The following is a 14,790-nucleotide window of genomic DNA, read 5'->3' on the forward strand; positions in this document are numbered from 1 at the left end:
GTAGCCGGGCAATGGTGTGAAAAATGCTTTATTTTTCGCCTGTCATGTTTTTTTGTTATGGGATTTCAGGATGAATCTTCGACAGCTGGAAGCTTTTCGGGCCGTGATTCTCGGCCAGACCGTCACCCGCGCAGCGGAAATGCTGCACATTTCGCAACCGGCAGCGACGCGACTGATCGCAAGCCTTGAAGAAGACATCGGCTTTGAGTTGTTCGACCGGGTCAAGGGCCGCCTGCAACCCACCCCCGAAGCCATGACGCTGTATCAGGAAGTGCAGCGTTCGCTGGTGGGTGTCGAACGCATCGCCCGCACCGCCCAGGACATCCGCAGCCTCAAGCGCGGCTCGCTGCACATCGCCTGTGCCCCGGCCATGGGCCTGATCTTCATGCCACGGGTGATCGCCTCGTTCATGGCCGAACACGAGGGCGTGCACATCTCGCTGGTGGTGCACTCCTCCTCGCAGGTGATTGAACTGATGGTCGGCCAGCGCTGCGACCTGGGCATCATCGTGTTGCCCAACACCTACCCCAGCCCTCGCTCGGAACAACTGATCGCCACCCGCATGCTCTGCGCCCTGCCCGCGGGGCACCGGCTGTGCGAGAAAGAGGTGATCGTGCCGGAAGACCTGCGCGACGAGCCGTTCATTTCCTATCCGCACTCCATCGGTTCACGCCAGCAGATCGACACGATCTTCGCCGCCCACGGCGTGGAGCGCGAACTGCGCCTGGAAACCCAGCTGTCGCAGCCGATGTGCGAGTTCGTCGAGCATGGCCTGGGCGTAGCGCTGACCGACGCCTTGAGCGCGGTGAATTACCGGGGCAACGGTATCGTGTTCAAGACCTTCGAGCCGGCCATCGAGATGGATTTCGCGATGCTGCTGCCGATCCACGGGCCGGTGTCGAAGCTGCACACGGCGTTTCTTGCGCACACTCAGGCGTTCATCGCAGAGCATGTGCCGCAGGCCTATCGATATCCGGGGTGAGTGGACCGTTGGTCGGTATCACGGCACGTCCGGGCCCGGCGCCCGGACCAATGTGTATCCATGACCACAAAAGGATTCACATCATGATCACCAGGAAATTGACGGCGCTGACGTTGGCAGGCTTGCTGGGCGTTGCGACAGGCTCGGCGTTTGCGGGCTCGACCGGGCCGACCGATCCGGTCGATACCAACACCAACGGGCCTCGTTCGAGCAGTTCGAGCATGGGGCAGAATACTGATGGTTCGACCACGACGCCGAAGACTTCGACGCCTGGGACCAAGGGAATGGGCGGGAATAATGGGACCAATGGCAGTGGTGGCCAGGATGGGGGTAATAGTAGCGGGGCTGGTGGGAGTTCTGGTGGGTCGTCCAGTAGTGGTAGCAAGTAGCGGCTTCGGTCGCCTGACCGCTTTGTGAAATTACTTGATATCTCGGGTGAAGCTGAGATGGTGATTCTGCCTAACGGCAGAAGCGTTCCGGCTTCGCCGGGTTACTTGGAAAAGACCCCCAAGTAACCAAGGGGTCCTGCTCCTGGTTTGGGTCTGACTTCGTCAGACTTCCTGAACGAAGGTCCCGCTCCGTGAGCCCGGCGCGAATGGGCCATCCATGGCCCCGCGCCTCGCGCGGCATCCTGCCGCTTGGCCCACTACGCGAGACCTCCATTCAGCCTGCACCCAAGTCGCGTTTGGCGTTGTCTGGGCTATCGCGCACCAAGATCAAAAGCCAAATCAAAAACCAGCCGGCTAACGCCGTCCCCGTAGCAGCCGGGCTTGCCCGCGGGTCGCCCTCAAGATCGCCCCGCCGGCAAGCCGTGCTGCTACGGAGCGGTATGGTGTTCTCAAACACATGCCTGGCAGACGACACAAATCGCGACTTGGGTGCAGGCCGAACGCAGGCGATGTGGAGTGGGCCAAGCGGCATGGATGCCGCGCGAGGCGCGGGGCCATGGATGGCCCATTCGCGCCGGGCCCACGGAACATCGCCGGAGTGAGGGAACCTCGACGAAGTCGAGGCCAAACCAGGAGCAAAAGCCCTTGGTTACTTGGGGCTTTTCCAAGTAACTCGACGAAGTCGAAACAGGTCTGACGTTAGGAAGAACGCTCTTGACCTTGACCTTGATCGTGATCTTGATCTTGATCCCCCCCAAAAAAATCTGAAATTGGTCTCCCAGTCAATCACCTCATTGGACGCTGGCAATTGCCCCAACCCCCACTACTATGGCAACCGGTGAAAGACGATCTCACTTCGACGGAGACACCCGCATGACCCAGCACGCCAACAACACGGTTCGTATTCATGCCGCCCACGGCCGCTCCGAAGAGCTGGGCGAGTACCTGGCCACTGTCGTGAAAAACCTGCCCAACCTGCCCGGCTGCCAAAGCAGCGTCCTCAACCGCGACAAGGACGACAGCGACCTGTGGATCATCGACGTGCGCTGGGAGTCCTGCCAGGCCATGGGCGAGCACTTCTCCCAGCCCAGCAACGAAGTCCTCAACGGCCTGCTCAACAACCTGTTCATCCGCCACATCGACTTCCAGAGCGATTCGGAACGCTGCAACCTGCCGGGCGCCCGCTGAGCCTCAATTAGCGCAAATAGCTGAACATCCACTTTAAGCACACCCCTTAATTGGCTGTTAACTAAACCAATCGTCAGAAAATCAGCCATCGGACGGCTGATTTCGCCCTTTCAGTGGCGAAGGCCAGAACCGCGATTATCCTTTGCGTCTTGCGGGCAAGTTCACGCCATTTCCCTTCCAGATAATGGCTATTTGCCTCAAAGACCCAAGAGGTAATGCAATCATGAGAATGATAAGTCTGAGTCTGATCGCTCTGGCGGTGTCAGCGGGATATGTTCAGTCCGTAGAAGCAGAACCCTTCGTCAGTGACCAGGCCGATGCCAAAGGCTTTGTCGAAGATGCCAAACTGGATATCTTGCTGCGCAACTATTACTTCAATCGAGATGGCAAGAGCGGTGCCGGTGATCGACGTGACTGGTCCCAGGCGGCCATGGCCAACTTCAGTTCCGGTTTCACCCCGGGCACTGTCGGTTTCGGTGTCGATGCTTTCGGCTGGTATGGATTGAAACTTGATGGCGGCGCCGGCCATTCGGGCACCGGTAATATCCCGGTCGACAGCAGTGGCAGCCCGGAAAGCGAATTCGCCACCGCAGGCGGCGCAATCAAAATGCGCATCTCCAAGACCGAACTCAAGTGGGGCAACATGCAGCCCACCGCGCCCGTATTCGCGGCGGGCGGCACGCGCCTGTTTCCACAGACCGCCACCGGCTTCAGCCTGCAAAGCAGTGAAATCAAGGATCTGGACCTGGAAGCCGGGCATTTCACTGCCGGTAATGGTCCGCAACACACCAGCCCCAGCGGCGAGCTGTTCGCCACCTATGCCAATGTCACGGCCGACAGCGTCGACTATGTCGGCGGCAAGTACGCCGTCAATGATGCGTTGAGCTTCCAGTTGTACGGCTCGGAGTTCGAAGATATCTGGCGGCAGTATTACGCCAATGCCAACTATGCCTGGGCCCTGCCCCACGATCAGTCGCTGACGTTCGATTTCAATATTTACCGCACCAATGACGAAGGTCAGGCCAAAGCGGGGGAAATCGATAACACCACTTGGTCATTGGCCGCGGCTTATAACTTCATGGCCGGCCATACCTTCACGCTTGCGTATCAGAAAGTGCATGGCGACACGCCGTTCGATTATGTCGCCTTTGGTGATAACGGGCCGGGCACCACCGGGGATTCGATCTTCCTGGCCAACTCCATTCAATATTCGGACTTCAACGGGCCGGGGGAAAAATCCTGGCAGGCGCGTTATGACCTGGCAATGAGCGCCTATGGCATTCCCGGCCTGAGTTTCATGGCCCGCTATGCCAATGGCCGCGATATCGACGGGACCAAAATGGCCCTCGACAGCCCTTATCGGGCTTATGGCTACGGCGCGGACGGCAAGCACCACGAGACCAACCTGGAAGCCAAGTACGTGATCCAGAGCGGCCCGGCCAAGGACCTGTCGTTCCGTATCCGCCAGGCGTGGCACCGTGGCAATGCCGATCAGGCCGAGGGCGATCAGGACGAGTTTCGCCTGATCGTGGACTACCCGATTTCGGTGCTCTGATCGACGAAGCCAATTGGCCCCCTGATCTTTCCAGGGATTGGGAGTGTGCCCTGCGCAGGCGCGAGCTTAGCGTGGGGTCATCACTCCCACTGCACAGGAACGATCATGAAACCGATGAAACGGCTGGCTGCCCGTGTCGCCGCGCTGACACTCGCCATCGCACTGCCCCTCACCGCCATGGCCCACGACGGCGAGCACGAGAAGATCACCGTGCTGGAAAACCACCCGATGCTCAACGCCCCCGGCAAGAAGGCGATGATGCTGACGGTGGAGTACCAGCCCGGCCAGGTGTCGATTCCCCACAGCCACAGCGGCAGCGCCCTGGCCTACGTGCTGGAAGGCGAAGTGGTGTCGCGGGTCAACGATGGCAAGGCCATCACTTACAAGGCCGGTGAGAGCTGGTACGAGCCGGCCGGTTCGAAACACTACGAGTCGCGCAACGCCAGCACCACCAAGCCTGCGAAACTGCTGGTGTTCATCCTGCTGGACGACAACGGCGAAGTGCTCACGCCGCTGCCCAAGTGAGCCACTGACCCGCTCGGTGCCGCTCTAGCGCGCGGCGCCGCTGGTCTGCCCGGCTGACTTGCGAATTCAATTTTTCCGCCGAAGTGTCGATAAGCCATCAGTAGAGCCCGAAGAGCGGGCCGGTCTCGATGAGCGATAGGCACAGACATGTACAACATTTTTCTGCTGGTGGAACACGGCCGCGATCAGGGCGAAGTGAGCGTGCTTGGCTGGTTCGACGATGAACGCGCGGCGCAGGAAACCGCAGACGCCATGGAATGGAAGGCCTATCGCCAGGAAGCCAAACGCCAGGATCGCTGGTCCAGCGAACCGCTGTTGCCGCCGGACCAGACGCCGTACCGGCGCTACTGGGTCAAGGGCATCGCCAAGTTCAGCCACACCCCGGCACCGCGCTCTTGGGCGCTGCACTGAGGCAGGGTACCGGTAACCGCTAATCTCCCGGCTGGGTCAGGTACGCGACGATCGCCCGAACGATCGTCCGCTCAACCTGAGCAATGTCCAGCACGGCATTGGGGTAAAGGACGGCGGAATGTACCATCGATTCGGTCATGCGCATCACCACCCAGGCCGCCAGAGCGTGATCCGAGTGGCAGACCTGCAGATCATGTCTGGCGAGAAGGGACTGAGTCCGCCGGTGAATACTGCTTCCCACCGCGGCCCTCTCGCCTGACCGCTCGAAACACGCCCGCTCCTCTTCAAGCAGACGGTGCAGCGCTGGATCATCTTGATGCGCAGCAACGGCAGCACGGACCAGTCTTGCCACCTCCACGCCAAGGTCAGCCCTCAAAGGGTTGGAGAGAATGACATCCAGCGACACAACCATCTGGCGGGCATGGCGCTCGTGTAACGCCACGATCAACGATTCCTTGTTGGGAAAGTATTGGTAAAGCGAGCCAACGCTGACACCTGCCCGCTCTGCCACCGCATTGGTGGTCATTTGAGCAAAGCCTTTTTCCACCAGAACGCGAGCACTGGCTTGCAGAATCGTCTCGACCGTAGCCATTGAACGGCTTTGCCGCGGGACTTTACGGGGGCGATTGTTGATAGACGCAGACATGATCAGACGCGAGTTGTCGGGCCAAAAAGCGGATTTTATTCTGGTCGTCGTCCACTGCCAGCGTCAATGGCGTTAAATTTTTATGGTCAAGAGGAAGCGATGAAAGAAATTCTGATCATTGGGGCAGGATTCGCCGGGTTGTGGAGCGCCGCCTCCGCTGTCCGTCAACTTGATTCACTGAACGAACGTGCGCGCGTCACGCTCGTCAATCCCACGCCGTGGCACAGCATCAGGGTACGCAACTATGAAGACGACCTTGAGCCTACACGTGTCGAGCTTGCATCAGTGCTGGATCCGATCGGTGTCAACCTGGTTCTGGGAAATGCCACGACCATAGACACTGTCGCAGGACAGGTCAGTGTGGAGCACGCTGGCGAACGCCAGGTCCTGCCCTATGACACGTTGATACTCGCGAGCGGCAGCCACCTGGTTCGCCCGCCCACTCCAGGTGTGGCTGAGCACACGTTCGATGTGGATACCTTTGCCGCCGCGCAACGCCTGCAGCAACACATCAAGGCCCTCCCCGCGCAAGCAGCCGCTCCAGGGCAATTGACAGCGATCGTGATCGGCTCGGGCGCAACCGGTGTGGAACTGGCCTGCGAGCTTCCCGCCCGCCTGCGCGCCGCGGCCACCGCCGCAGGCAACACCGCAAGCGTCAGGATCATCCTCGCCGATCGTGGCGCAACAATCGGACGTACACTCGGCGGCGGGCAAGCAATCATCGAAACAGCATGCCGCGATTTGGGTATCCAGTTATGGCCCCACTTCAGTCTGTCCGCAGTGGACGATCAGGGCGTGATACTGACAGACGGGACGCGCATCGACAGCAAAACCGTCGTCTGGTGCGCCGGTATGAAAGCCAACGAACTGACCGAGTGCATCCCCGCTGAGCGCGATTCACAAGGCCGGTTGAAAGTGGATGCCTTCATGCGGGTCGAAGGTGTCCAGAATGTCTTTGCTGCGGGCGATGTCGCGCATGCGCTGATCGATGGCGAGCATCCCTCTGTCATGTCTTGCCAGCATGCCCGCCCAATGGGTCGATACGCCGGACACAACGCGGTCAACCAGCTATTTGGCCAGCCACTGGAACCGTTGAGCATCGACTGGTACACCAATATCGTGGACCTCGGCCCGTGGGGTGCCCTCTACATGCAGGGACGTGATCGCGTACCGGTTGCACAAGGCATGCAGGCAAAGGAAACCAAGACACTGATCAACACCCGGCGCATTTATCCGCCGCGTAATGGTACGCGCGAGCAGATTCTCCAGGCCGCTGCCCTGAACCTGCAGCGCCCACCGGAGCTGAAACCACTCCAGCCGCCAGATGCCGGCCCGGAGTATCGCGCCTGACGCCGGCATCGTTGACGGGATCATCCTGAAACCACCCAATTGGCAATTTATCCCTGACACCACCTCGGATAGGTTCGAACGTATTCTCCCCGGGAAATGAGTGATATGAGCTTTGCATCAAAAAACGAAGAAATACCGGTATCCACCATCCTGATGCTGGACGAGGCTTATCAGCGGTGGACCGGCGAACCCCTGCCCGGCCCGTCGGGCGATCCGCAAGGCCGCGCGCAATGGATTCATTTGCACGCCCCGTACAGCCTCGTTTCCCACGATACCAAAGGCGATCCGCACTTCATCTACGCCAATGAGTGCGCGCTGCGTTGCTTCAAATACAGCCGCGACGAGTTTTGTGCGATGCCTTCCAGGTTCAGCGCTTCGAGCATCGACCGTGAGCAGCGCCAGGCGTTGCTCACGGTTGTCACACAGAAGGGATTTGCATCCGGATATACAGGTTATCGCGTGGACCGGCATGGTCAGCCGTTCACTATCCACGACGGTATCGTGTGGGAAGTGCTCGACACCCACGAGATTCGCAGAGGACAGGCGGCGTTGTTCTGGCCACATCCGGCACCAACTGGAAGAACTATTCAGGACAGCTTGACCTGAACAGCGCTGTCACTCCTTGGGCGCGTAATGCATCTCGCCGTTGCCGAATGACCAGTCCTCACGCTGCACGTCGACCAGGTTGATCCACACGTCTTCCTTGCGGATGCCGGTGCGCGCGTGGATCCCCTCGGCAATCCCCCGGTAGAAGGCCTTTTTCACCTCGATGGTGCGCCCGGCGCTCCACGTGATCTGAATGAACACGATCGAGGGTGTATAGGTCACGCCCAGATAGCCGGCCGCCGGGTACACCAGCTCATCGGCGGCGTGGCGATTGATGATCTGATAGCGGTCGTGCTCCGGCACATTGGCCACGGCCCTCATCACCTGGTAAATCACGTCGCCGATGGCGGCAACGGTCTCAGGGCTGGTCTGCGCGGATACATCGATTCTGGCGAGTGGCATGACGTAAATCCTCGTGCTGTTTCAGGTAGGCCGCCTGTCGTCGGCGGGTAGGCGCCTACCCTATTCCCGCTGCTAGAATTCCTCAAACGCATTATTTTTCTACTATTGATGAGAGAGAAGCATGCTATTCGAGGATTTACGCGCACTGGTCGCCGTGGTCGAATGCGCCTCGCTGACCAAGGCCGCCGAGCGCTTGTTCCTGACCCAGTCGGCGGTGTCGCGCCGGCTTCAACATCTGGAGGAATCCCTGGGCGCGACCCTGTTCGATCGCAGCTGCCGACCGCCAGCACCGACGCCCATGGGCCTGCGCATCTACGAAAGCGCTTTGGGTGTGCTGGCAGCGGCCGACCAGTTGCGCCGCATCCCCCAGGAAGACGCCACGCCTCGCGGCACGTTCAGGGTGGGCTTCACCCAGGTGGTGGCGGATGTCGTGGTGCTCGATGCGGTGACTTCGATCAGAAGCGCATTCCCGGAACTGGAAATGCAGGTGCTGACCAACTGGAGCAGCGTGTTGCATCGATTGCTGGGGGACGCCGAACTGGAAGTCGCGACCCTGTTGCTCAGCGCGCCCAGCAGCCTGCCCCCGGAATTGGATGGGCGCTGGATCACCCGCACCGAAGTGGTCGTGGTGCAGAGCCTTGCGCATCCGTTGATCGAGTCAGCCACCGATGTCCCGGGCCTGGCGCAACACGAGTGGATCCTCAACCCCAAGGGCTGCGGTTATCGCGCGGCGCTGGAATCGGCGCTGGGCAGGTGTGGCCTGGTGGTGAAACCGGTGATCGACACCCACGGCGCAACCATGCAGATGCGCATGATCGCCGCCGGACTGGGCCTTGGCCTGATCCCGAAAAAACTGCTGCTGGAAAGCCCTTTGCGCGAGCAGCTGACCATCGTCGAGGTGACAGATCTGGACCTGCAGATGGACATCTGGCTGGCCTGGCCGGCCAACCCGGGCAACCTCAGGCAAGCGATCGAGCTGCTGGCGCGGCATCTGGCTGAGGGGTTCGGCGCGCACACCGCACCCGGGCACACGCCGTGAAAGGTCAGTCCTGAAGTCGGTGCCCGGCGGCTGTGAGCGGCGCACGTTTCATGCTCACCAGCTCGATCAGTTCCTGGCGGTCGTCTTCGCTGGAGACCGGGACGGTCAGCCATTTTCCGTCGGGATAGGTCGGCGCCTGGTCATAAAGATCGAGCAGCTGAGGCCGCCAGAAATATCGCCGCTCTTCGAACTTCTCCCGCTCCGCCCGCCCCAGCACCACCATCACCGACAAAAGCCGGTAGCTGGGCAGCAAGGTACAGAACGCGCGGATTCGCTTGTAGCGCAGGGACCATCCGCGTTTCTTGCCGCCATACAACCAGTCCGGGGCGAAGACGCCGGGGTATGACGCCTCGATCCAGCGCTGCAGATGCTCCCAGTGTTCGAATGCTTCAGGCCCGATCCAGTGACGAATCATGGGCTGATCGGGAAGCGTCGCCTTGTCGGTGATCCGGTCGCCAACCGATGGTGAATGTTCCATGTTGCTTTCCTCACGTCAGGACGTTGTTGAAAGTTCATCCGCCTGCGTATCGCAACGGTTGAACAGTGTCGTGGCGATGAACATCGAGCCTTCAGAACGACGGATAGTCGATCGCCGTATCGTTGATGCGATTGACCGTGCTGATGAACAGGGTCGAGGCGATGGTCAGCGATATGCCGATGATCTGACGCTCGGAATACCCTACGCTCTTGAACCGATCGACATCGTGCGAGCTGACCTTTCCGCGCCGGGTCATGATGTGGCGCACAAATTCGATAAGCGTGTCGCGACGGGAATCGCCGGTTCCTCCACCCTCGCGGATATTTGCAATGGCCTCGCGGGAAAGCCCGTGAAACTTCGCCTTGAAACTGTGGGCAGCGACGCAATAGTCACACCCCGCCCACTGGCTGATCACCAACCTGATGGTTTCCAGATCGACATCTTCGATGTCGCTGTTGGCAACCACTTCATCGACTCGCAACACGGCATCCAGCCCTTCAGGGCTATGGGTTCCGATGGCCAGATACGCGTTTGGAATCATACCCGCCGCGTTTTTGATGGCGCTGAACGTGTTAGCCAGTAACCCGCTCGCGTCGGCCGGATTCATGGTGGTAAAGCGAGACATCAAGAACTCCTTCTGACGCGAGCTGTTGCACATCGAGCAGCAGCGCTGATCATTCTTTCACGCCCGTCAAGTCGATGGACACCAACGCCCTGTCCCTTGCCTGCGCCGCCTGATCCCAATCGAGAAATGCAGTGGCTTCGACCGAGAAGTACTGCACCCGATGCAGGCCGATGCAGCCCAGCGCTGCCGTCAGATAGGGCCGCATGAAATCCGGCTGGTTGGCGCGTTCGCCGGTAAACACACCGCCAGCAGCGATGCCGATGAACACCGGGCGATCACGCAGCAATCCGGCCTTTCCGGTGGACGTCGATGCGAACGTGCGTCCGGCACGAATGATCTGGTCGAGCCAGGCCTTGAGCGTCGAGGGCACCGTCAGATTGTTCAGGGGCGTGCCGATGACGATGGCATCGGCGGCCTCGACCTCCTCGATGAGGCTTTCGGAAAGATCGAGTGAGCCTTGGGGCGGCGCTGCCAGCGTGGCAAGCGACGAAAGCGCGATCGCATAATCGGAATCTGCGTGCGGCAACGGGCGCATGCCCAGATCCCGCCGAACGATGGTCGCTCCCGGCACCCGCTGCATAAGCGCGGCGACGATATCAGCCGAAAGTCTGCGACTGTGAGACGCCAGACGCGGACTGCAATCGATATGGAGGATCTTCATGCGTCTACTCCTGTCACGTTAATGCCGCGTTGCACGCCAGGGCGCGCCAAGCCGCGATCCAGCCACGCCTGAACATGGCTGAATCGCTGAAAGCCGACCAGCTCGTAAGCCTCGTAAAAACCAATCAGATTGCGTACCCAGCCCAGCAATGAAATGTCGGCGATGCTGTAGTCAGCGCCCATGACCCACAGGCGATCCGCGAGCCGGTCATTCAGCACCCCGAGCAGCCGGGCCGACTCGGTGGCGTAACGGTCGCGCGGGCGCTTGTCTTCGTAAGCCTTGCCGGCGAACTTGTTGAAAAAGCCAACCTGACCAAACATCGGCCCAACGCCACCCATCTGCCACATCAGCCACTGAATGGTTTCGTAGCGGATGTTGGGGTCGGCAGAAATGAATTGTCCGGTCTTGTCAGCCAGATACAGCAGGATCGCTCCCGACTCGAACAGCGCCAGTGGCTGGCCGGACGGGCCGTGGGGATCGTAGATCGCCGGAATCTTGCCGTTGGGGTTGAGCGCGAGAAAGGCCGGGTCATGATTTTCATTCGCCATGATGTCGACCCGATGGGCCTCATAGGCCAGCCCTGTTTCCTCGAGCATGATCCCCACCTTGACCCCGTTGGGCGTCGGCAGAGAAAAGAGTTGCAGCCGCTCAGGAAAGCGGGCCAACCAGCGCGTAAAGATGGGATGATCGAGCGTCACGTTACTGTTCCACAATCAAGTCAGCTGATACCTGCCGCGAAAAACGTCGTCCACGCCAGCGCCTTTTGCAACGTAAAAGCGAAGCGTCCGGATGCGCGCTCATTGATGTTCGATGAGGGCATCCGGACGCGTTCGTCAGGCCTGCATCGACGTTCTCACCATGGCAAGAGTCGATGCCGGTTGGGCGTGTATCAAATGGAGCCCGCTGGCGAAACCGCCGGGAAGTCCTTCTCCGGATCGAACACGTTGTTGAAAAAGTTGGTCAGCGAGTACATCGCCACCAGCGCCACGATTTCCATGATGTTGGCATCGGTATAACCGGCGTCACGGACAGCCTTCATATCGGCGTCGCGGACTTGGCCACGGCTTTCGATGACCTTGCGGGCGAACTGCACGGCAGCGTTACGCTTCGGGTCGTTGGCCAGCCCCTTGCGCGCCAGAATGATTTCTTCCGGCGACAGTTTGGCCATGTGTTCAGCGGTAAAGCTGTGCACGGTCAGGCAATAGTTGCAGCTGTTAACTTCCGAAACGACCAGGCCGATGCTGTCGCGGGTCTTGACATCCAGCGCCTTGCTCAATGAGCCCAACAGCGTTGCCCATGCATTGAAAGCGATCGGGCTCTGGGCGAATGTCGCCATCATGTTCGGGGTAAACCCGATGTTCCTGGTAAACGCGTCGAGAGTGGGTTTCGAATCAGCCGGTACTTGTTCAGGCTTCAGCAGGGTACTTCTAGGCATCGTAGACTCCGTAATCAATTGCAATAAGGGATGATCAGATCAGGTCCAGCACTTCATTCAGCGGGCGGCGCGGTTTCTGCGCCCAGTTGCCATCGCGCTCCTTGCCGATGGAGAGCAGCAGTACCGGGATTTCGTTATCCGCCAGACCGAATTCGCGAATCACGCCCTCGGCGTCGAAACCGATCATCGGAGTCGAACCCAGCCCCATGGAACCGGCGGCGTAAATCATCGCCGACGCGCCGAACGTCGCTGTGCGTACGGCCTCGTCGCGTTGGCGCTGCGGGTGCTCCATGTACAGGTCGCGTGCCGGCGCTTCCCACTCCGCAACAGTCTTGGCAGGCATCACGCCCATGTCGACCAGCGGCTGCAGACGCTCGGGGATGACGCTGGAGTCAGCCAGTTGCCCGCAGATGATGAAGGTAACGGACGCTTCGGTAATGGGCGGTTGACTCCAGGCAATCGGGCTCAACTTCCGTTTAGCCTCTGCCGAGCGCACGGCGATAAAACGCCAGTTCTGCAAATGAAACGAGGTCGGTGCAGTGGTACTGATGCGCACGAGTTCACAAATATCGTTATCGCTCAACACGGCAGAGGGGTCATAATATTTAGTGGCACGGCGACTTTCGATGCACTCAATAACAGTATTCTTCATGATGGATCCTAAAGGGGAAACGTTGGACGAATGTTTAAGAAAACGCGTTCTCCAAGTGAGCAATTTCCTGTGACTGTCGTTCATCGACTTTCGCTATTGGCGTTAAATCGATCATCGCATTTGCCAATGATTGTTCATTGACTGAGGCGATGAAAATGGTTCAAATACTTAACAGTTTTCGGCACTGTCCATGATCGCGTTAGTTCAGCTTGGTGGTTGCATCTTGTTGGATCGATAGTACGAATAAAAGAACCAAGAATTTCCTTATCCGTGTGTACCAAGACCATGAACCCAGACCTGCACATTCAGCTCGACCGCACCGCAAAAGTGACGCTGTCCGAACAGATCCGGCTCAGCATCGGCAAAGCGATCGAAGCTGGCCTGCTGACGCCAGGAACACGCCTGCCGTCCTGGCAGGATCTGGCGGCCCACCTAGGATGCGCACGCGGCACGGTTCAGACAGCCTACGAACGCTTGTCCGATTCACAGATGATCGAGTCCTTCGGCGCCGCAGGCACGCGTGTTGCGCCTCGCCCTCGTTCGGTGATCGCCGGGCCCGAGCCGACAGGGCCCAGTGCGTTCATGGATGCCTATCAGCGTATGAACAGCGGCCCGGCGATTTTCCAGATCGGCGTTCCGGCTGCGGGCGGCCTGCCGGAAAAGATCTTCGCCCGGATACGCTCCTCCAACTTGTTGAAGGCCGGCGCATTTTCATCGACGGCCTATCCCGATCCCAGAGGCGAGATTCAGCTGCGCCGCGAGATCGCCGCCTACCTCGCCATCGCCCGGAACCTGCACTGTCTCCCGGAACAGGTGTTCGTCACCTCCGGCTACAGTGCTGGCCTGGGCCTGACGCTGCGGGTGCTGGGTCTGGAGGGCAAAAAGGCATGGATGGAGGAACCGGGTTTTTTTCTGACTCGCAAGGGGCTGGAATTCAGCAGGCTGGATGTCATTCCCGTGCCAGTCGATGCCGAAGGACTTGATATCAACCACGCCATCGAAACGGCACCCGATGCGGCGCTTGCCGTTGTGACCCCCGGTCAGCAGGCGCCGCTGGGCGTGCCTCTGTCGTTGAACAGGCGCAGGCAATTGCTGGATTGGGCAGAGGCGAACCAAGCCTGGATCCTGGAAGACGACTACCTCAGCGAACTGCAACTGGAGGGCCGTGCCGCACCCGCCCTGGCGTCAATGGATCCGGGAAACCGGGTAATTCATCTGGGTTCGTTCAGCAAAACCATCAGCCCCGGCTTACGCCTGGGCTTCGTGGTCGTGCCCGCTGAACTGGCTGGCAACTTTTTCGAAATCGCAGCCACACTTTCCCCCGCTCCCGCACCACCGCTGCAACTTGCCACCGCGCAGTTCATGCACAACGGGCATTACGTTCGGCGCGTGCGACGGCTCAAACGCCTGTATATCTCCCAGCGAGATGCCTTGTGCGAACAACTGCGCTTGCGCGACGCCAAATGGACCAAGGCGGGCCTTGCGGTGTTGCTCAGGCTGCCGGACGGCGTACCCGACACAAGAATCGCGCGGGAACTGCTGAGCGTCGGCATGGCACCTTCGCCCCTGTCGACCTGGTTTGCCAACCCTTCGTCAGGCTCATCGGGGCTTTTACTGGGGGTCGCCACCGCACCCGAACCGTACATCGTGTCGTCCTGTCGACAGTTGTTCGAGATCATCGATAAACACTGTTGAACCTGCGCCAGAGCAACTTTCAGCAGAAACGCACGATCATGTAACCCGGCACTTTTTCGTCGAGCTAACATGGGCCTGTTCCTGCATGGAACATGGAAGGACCTTTGCCCATAAACCAGTGCTACACGGTGACCGGACAATTAACGACGTC

At 59.7% G+C, this 14,790-nt stretch carries 18 protein-coding genes; 9 read left to right on the forward strand and 9 right to left on the reverse strand.

Translation table 11 applies throughout. From position 1 onward, the window contains the following. Positions 1-70 precede the first annotated feature (70 nt). The gene (locus tag AC1MEK_RS02765; RefSeq protein WP_480394722.1) at positions 71-982 is read left to right on the forward strand and encodes a LysR substrate-binding domain-containing protein; all 912 of its coding nucleotides are present in this window, start codon (positions 71-73) and stop codon (positions 980-982) included. Positions 983-1,058: 76 nt separating this feature from the next. Here AC1MEK_RS02765 and AC1MEK_RS02770 read toward each other — a convergent pair whose 3' ends face one another. Then, the gene (locus AC1MEK_RS02770) at positions 1,059-1,205 is read right to left on the reverse strand and encodes a hypothetical protein (protein ID WP_480394723.1); all 147 of its coding nucleotides are present in this window, start codon (positions 1,203-1,205) and stop codon (positions 1,059-1,061) included. Between the two features lie 1,039 nt (positions 1,206-2,244). On the opposite strand from AC1MEK_RS02770, the gene AC1MEK_RS02775 reads away from it, so the two are divergent. The 4 genes from AC1MEK_RS02775 (at position 2,245) to AC1MEK_RS02790 (ending at position 5,050) form a co-directional block, all read left to right on the forward strand. Beyond that, complete coding sequence (locus tag AC1MEK_RS02775; protein ID WP_480394724.1) at positions 2,245-2,559, forward strand: putative quinol monooxygenase; 315 nt, start codon at positions 2,245-2,247, stop codon at positions 2,557-2,559. Positions 2,560-2,782: 223 nt separating this feature from the next. Continuing rightward, complete coding sequence (locus AC1MEK_RS02780; RefSeq protein WP_480394725.1) at positions 2,783-4,114, forward strand: OprD family porin; 1,332 nt, start codon at positions 2,783-2,785, stop codon at positions 4,112-4,114. Between the two features lie 114 nt (positions 4,115-4,228). Continuing rightward, a complete protein-coding gene (locus AC1MEK_RS02785) occupies positions 4,229-4,639 on the forward strand; it encodes a cupin domain-containing protein (RefSeq protein WP_480394780.1) in 411 nt (136 codons plus the stop codon). A gap of 147 nt (positions 4,640-4,786) precedes the next feature. Beyond that, positions 4,787-5,050: a hypothetical protein gene (locus AC1MEK_RS02790; protein WP_480394726.1), complete on the forward strand. Its 264-nt coding sequence runs from the start codon at positions 4,787-4,789 to the stop codon at positions 5,048-5,050. 19 nt (positions 5,051-5,069) lie between these two features. On the opposite strand, the gene AC1MEK_RS02795 is transcribed toward AC1MEK_RS02790, so the two are convergent. Further along, on the reverse strand, positions 5,070-5,642 hold the full coding sequence (locus AC1MEK_RS02795) for a TetR/AcrR family transcriptional regulator (RefSeq protein WP_480394727.1): 573 nt from the start codon (positions 5,640-5,642) through the stop codon (positions 5,070-5,072). A gap of 153 nt (positions 5,643-5,795) precedes the next feature. Here AC1MEK_RS02795 and AC1MEK_RS02800 point away from each other — a divergent pair, with 153 nt between their 5' ends. Together AC1MEK_RS02800 and AC1MEK_RS02805 are read left to right on the forward strand one after the other, a co-directional pair. Then, positions 5,796-7,046, forward strand: coding sequence for an NAD(P)/FAD-dependent oxidoreductase (locus AC1MEK_RS02800; RefSeq protein WP_480394728.1), 1,251 nt, complete (start codon positions 5,796-5,798; stop codon positions 7,044-7,046). Positions 7,047-7,151: 105 nt separating this feature from the next. After that, a complete protein-coding gene (locus AC1MEK_RS02805; RefSeq protein ID WP_480394729.1) occupies positions 7,152-7,652 on the forward strand; it encodes an MEKHLA domain-containing protein in 501 nt (166 codons plus the stop codon). Between the two features lie 9 nt (positions 7,653-7,661). Here AC1MEK_RS02805 and AC1MEK_RS02810 read toward each other — a convergent pair whose 3' ends face one another. Beyond that, complete coding sequence (locus tag AC1MEK_RS02810; RefSeq protein ID WP_480394730.1) at positions 7,662-8,054, reverse strand: tautomerase family protein; 393 nt, start codon at positions 8,052-8,054, stop codon at positions 7,662-7,664. Between the two features lie 121 nt (positions 8,055-8,175). Between AC1MEK_RS02810 and AC1MEK_RS02815 the strand changes: the two genes are divergently transcribed. Next, positions 8,176-9,093, forward strand: a complete 918-nt coding sequence (locus AC1MEK_RS02815) for a LysR family transcriptional regulator (protein ID WP_480394731.1) — start codon at positions 8,176-8,178, stop codon at positions 9,091-9,093. Between the two features lie 4 nt (positions 9,094-9,097). On the opposite strand, the gene AC1MEK_RS02820 is transcribed toward AC1MEK_RS02815, so the two are convergent. From AC1MEK_RS02820 to AC1MEK_RS02845, 6 genes are all read right to left on the reverse strand, one after another. Continuing rightward, positions 9,098-9,571, reverse strand: a complete 474-nt coding sequence (locus tag AC1MEK_RS02820; protein WP_480394732.1) for a DUF3788 domain-containing protein — start codon at positions 9,569-9,571, stop codon at positions 9,098-9,100. A 91-nt stretch (positions 9,572-9,662) separates the two neighbouring features. After that, positions 9,663-10,196: a carboxymuconolactone decarboxylase family protein gene (locus tag AC1MEK_RS02825; RefSeq protein WP_480394733.1), complete on the reverse strand. Its 534-nt coding sequence runs from the start codon at positions 10,194-10,196 to the stop codon at positions 9,663-9,665. 49 nt (positions 10,197-10,245) lie between these two features. Further along, complete coding sequence (locus AC1MEK_RS02830; protein ID WP_480394734.1) at positions 10,246-10,857, reverse strand: FMN-dependent NADH-azoreductase; 612 nt, start codon at positions 10,855-10,857, stop codon at positions 10,246-10,248. Further along, entirely contained in the window at positions 10,854-11,555 is a 702-nt protein-coding gene (locus tag AC1MEK_RS02835) for a glutathione S-transferase N-terminal domain-containing protein (protein ID WP_480394735.1), read from the reverse strand. The genes AC1MEK_RS02830 and AC1MEK_RS02835 overlap by 4 nt, the downstream gene beginning before the upstream one ends. A gap of 191 nt (positions 11,556-11,746) precedes the next feature. Next, positions 11,747-12,292: a carboxymuconolactone decarboxylase family protein gene (locus AC1MEK_RS02840; RefSeq protein ID WP_480394736.1), complete on the reverse strand. Its 546-nt coding sequence runs from the start codon at positions 12,290-12,292 to the stop codon at positions 11,747-11,749. A 34-nt stretch (positions 12,293-12,326) separates the two neighbouring features. Beyond that, positions 12,327-12,944 carry a nitroreductase family protein gene (locus tag AC1MEK_RS02845; protein ID WP_480394781.1) on the reverse strand — a complete coding sequence of 206 codons (618 nt, stop codon included), beginning with the start codon at positions 12,942-12,944 and terminating at the stop codon, positions 12,327-12,329. A 285-nt stretch (positions 12,945-13,229) separates the two neighbouring features. On the opposite strand from AC1MEK_RS02845, the gene AC1MEK_RS02850 reads away from it, so the two are divergent. Continuing rightward, entirely contained in the window at positions 13,230-14,639 is a 1,410-nt protein-coding gene (locus AC1MEK_RS02850) for an aminotransferase-like domain-containing protein (RefSeq protein ID WP_480394737.1), read from the forward strand. The last annotated feature ends 151 nt before the right edge of the window (positions 14,640-14,790 follow it).

It is taken from the genome of Pseudomonas sp. 2 (assembly GCF_056627435.1).

Bases quoted from the DNA above. Each gene is read 5' to 3' on its own strand.
- AC1MEK_RS02765 (WP_480394722.1), top strand. From the start codon at position 71: ATGAATCTTCGACAGCTGGAAGCTTTTCGGGCCGTGATTCTCGGCCAG.
- AC1MEK_RS02770 (WP_480394723.1), bottom strand. From the start codon at position 1,205: ATGCTCGAACTGCTCGAACGAGGCCCGTTGGTGTTGGTATCGACCGGA.
- AC1MEK_RS02775 (WP_480394724.1), top strand. From the start codon at position 2,245: ATGACCCAGCACGCCAACAACACGGTTCGTATTCATGCCGCCCACGGC.
- AC1MEK_RS02780 (WP_480394725.1), top strand. From the start codon at position 2,783: ATGAGAATGATAAGTCTGAGTCTGATCGCTCTGGCGGTGTCAGCGGGA.
- AC1MEK_RS02785 (WP_480394780.1), top strand. From the start codon at position 4,229: ATGAAACGGCTGGCTGCCCGTGTCGCCGCGCTGACACTCGCCATCGCA.
- AC1MEK_RS02790 (WP_480394726.1), top strand. From the start codon at position 4,787: ATGTACAACATTTTTCTGCTGGTGGAACACGGCCGCGATCAGGGCGAA.
- AC1MEK_RS02795 (WP_480394727.1), bottom strand. From the start codon at position 5,642: ATGGCTACGGTCGAGACGATTCTGCAAGCCAGTGCTCGCGTTCTGGTG.
- AC1MEK_RS02800 (WP_480394728.1), top strand. From the start codon at position 5,796: ATGAAAGAAATTCTGATCATTGGGGCAGGATTCGCCGGGTTGTGGAGC.
- AC1MEK_RS02805 (WP_480394729.1), top strand. From the start codon at position 7,152: ATGAGCTTTGCATCAAAAAACGAAGAAATACCGGTATCCACCATCCTG.
- AC1MEK_RS02810 (WP_480394730.1), bottom strand. From the start codon at position 8,054: ATGCCACTCGCCAGAATCGATGTATCCGCGCAGACCAGCCCTGAGACC.
- AC1MEK_RS02815 (WP_480394731.1), top strand. From the start codon at position 8,176: ATGCTATTCGAGGATTTACGCGCACTGGTCGCCGTGGTCGAATGCGCC.
- AC1MEK_RS02820 (WP_480394732.1), bottom strand. From the start codon at position 9,571: ATGGAACATTCACCATCGGTTGGCGACCGGATCACCGACAAGGCGACG.
- AC1MEK_RS02825 (WP_480394733.1), bottom strand. From the start codon at position 10,196: ATGTCTCGCTTTACCACCATGAATCCGGCCGACGCGAGCGGGTTACTG.
- AC1MEK_RS02830 (WP_480394734.1), bottom strand. From the start codon at position 10,857: ATGAAGATCCTCCATATCGATTGCAGTCCGCGTCTGGCGTCTCACAGT.
- AC1MEK_RS02840 (WP_480394736.1), bottom strand. From the start codon at position 12,292: ATGCCTAGAAGTACCCTGCTGAAGCCTGAACAAGTACCGGCTGATTCG.
- AC1MEK_RS02845 (WP_480394781.1), bottom strand. From the start codon at position 12,944: ATGAAGAATACTGTTATTGAGTGCATCGAAAGTCGCCGTGCCACTAAA.
- AC1MEK_RS02850 (WP_480394737.1), top strand. From the start codon at position 13,230: ATGAACCCAGACCTGCACATTCAGCTCGACCGCACCGCAAAAGTGACG.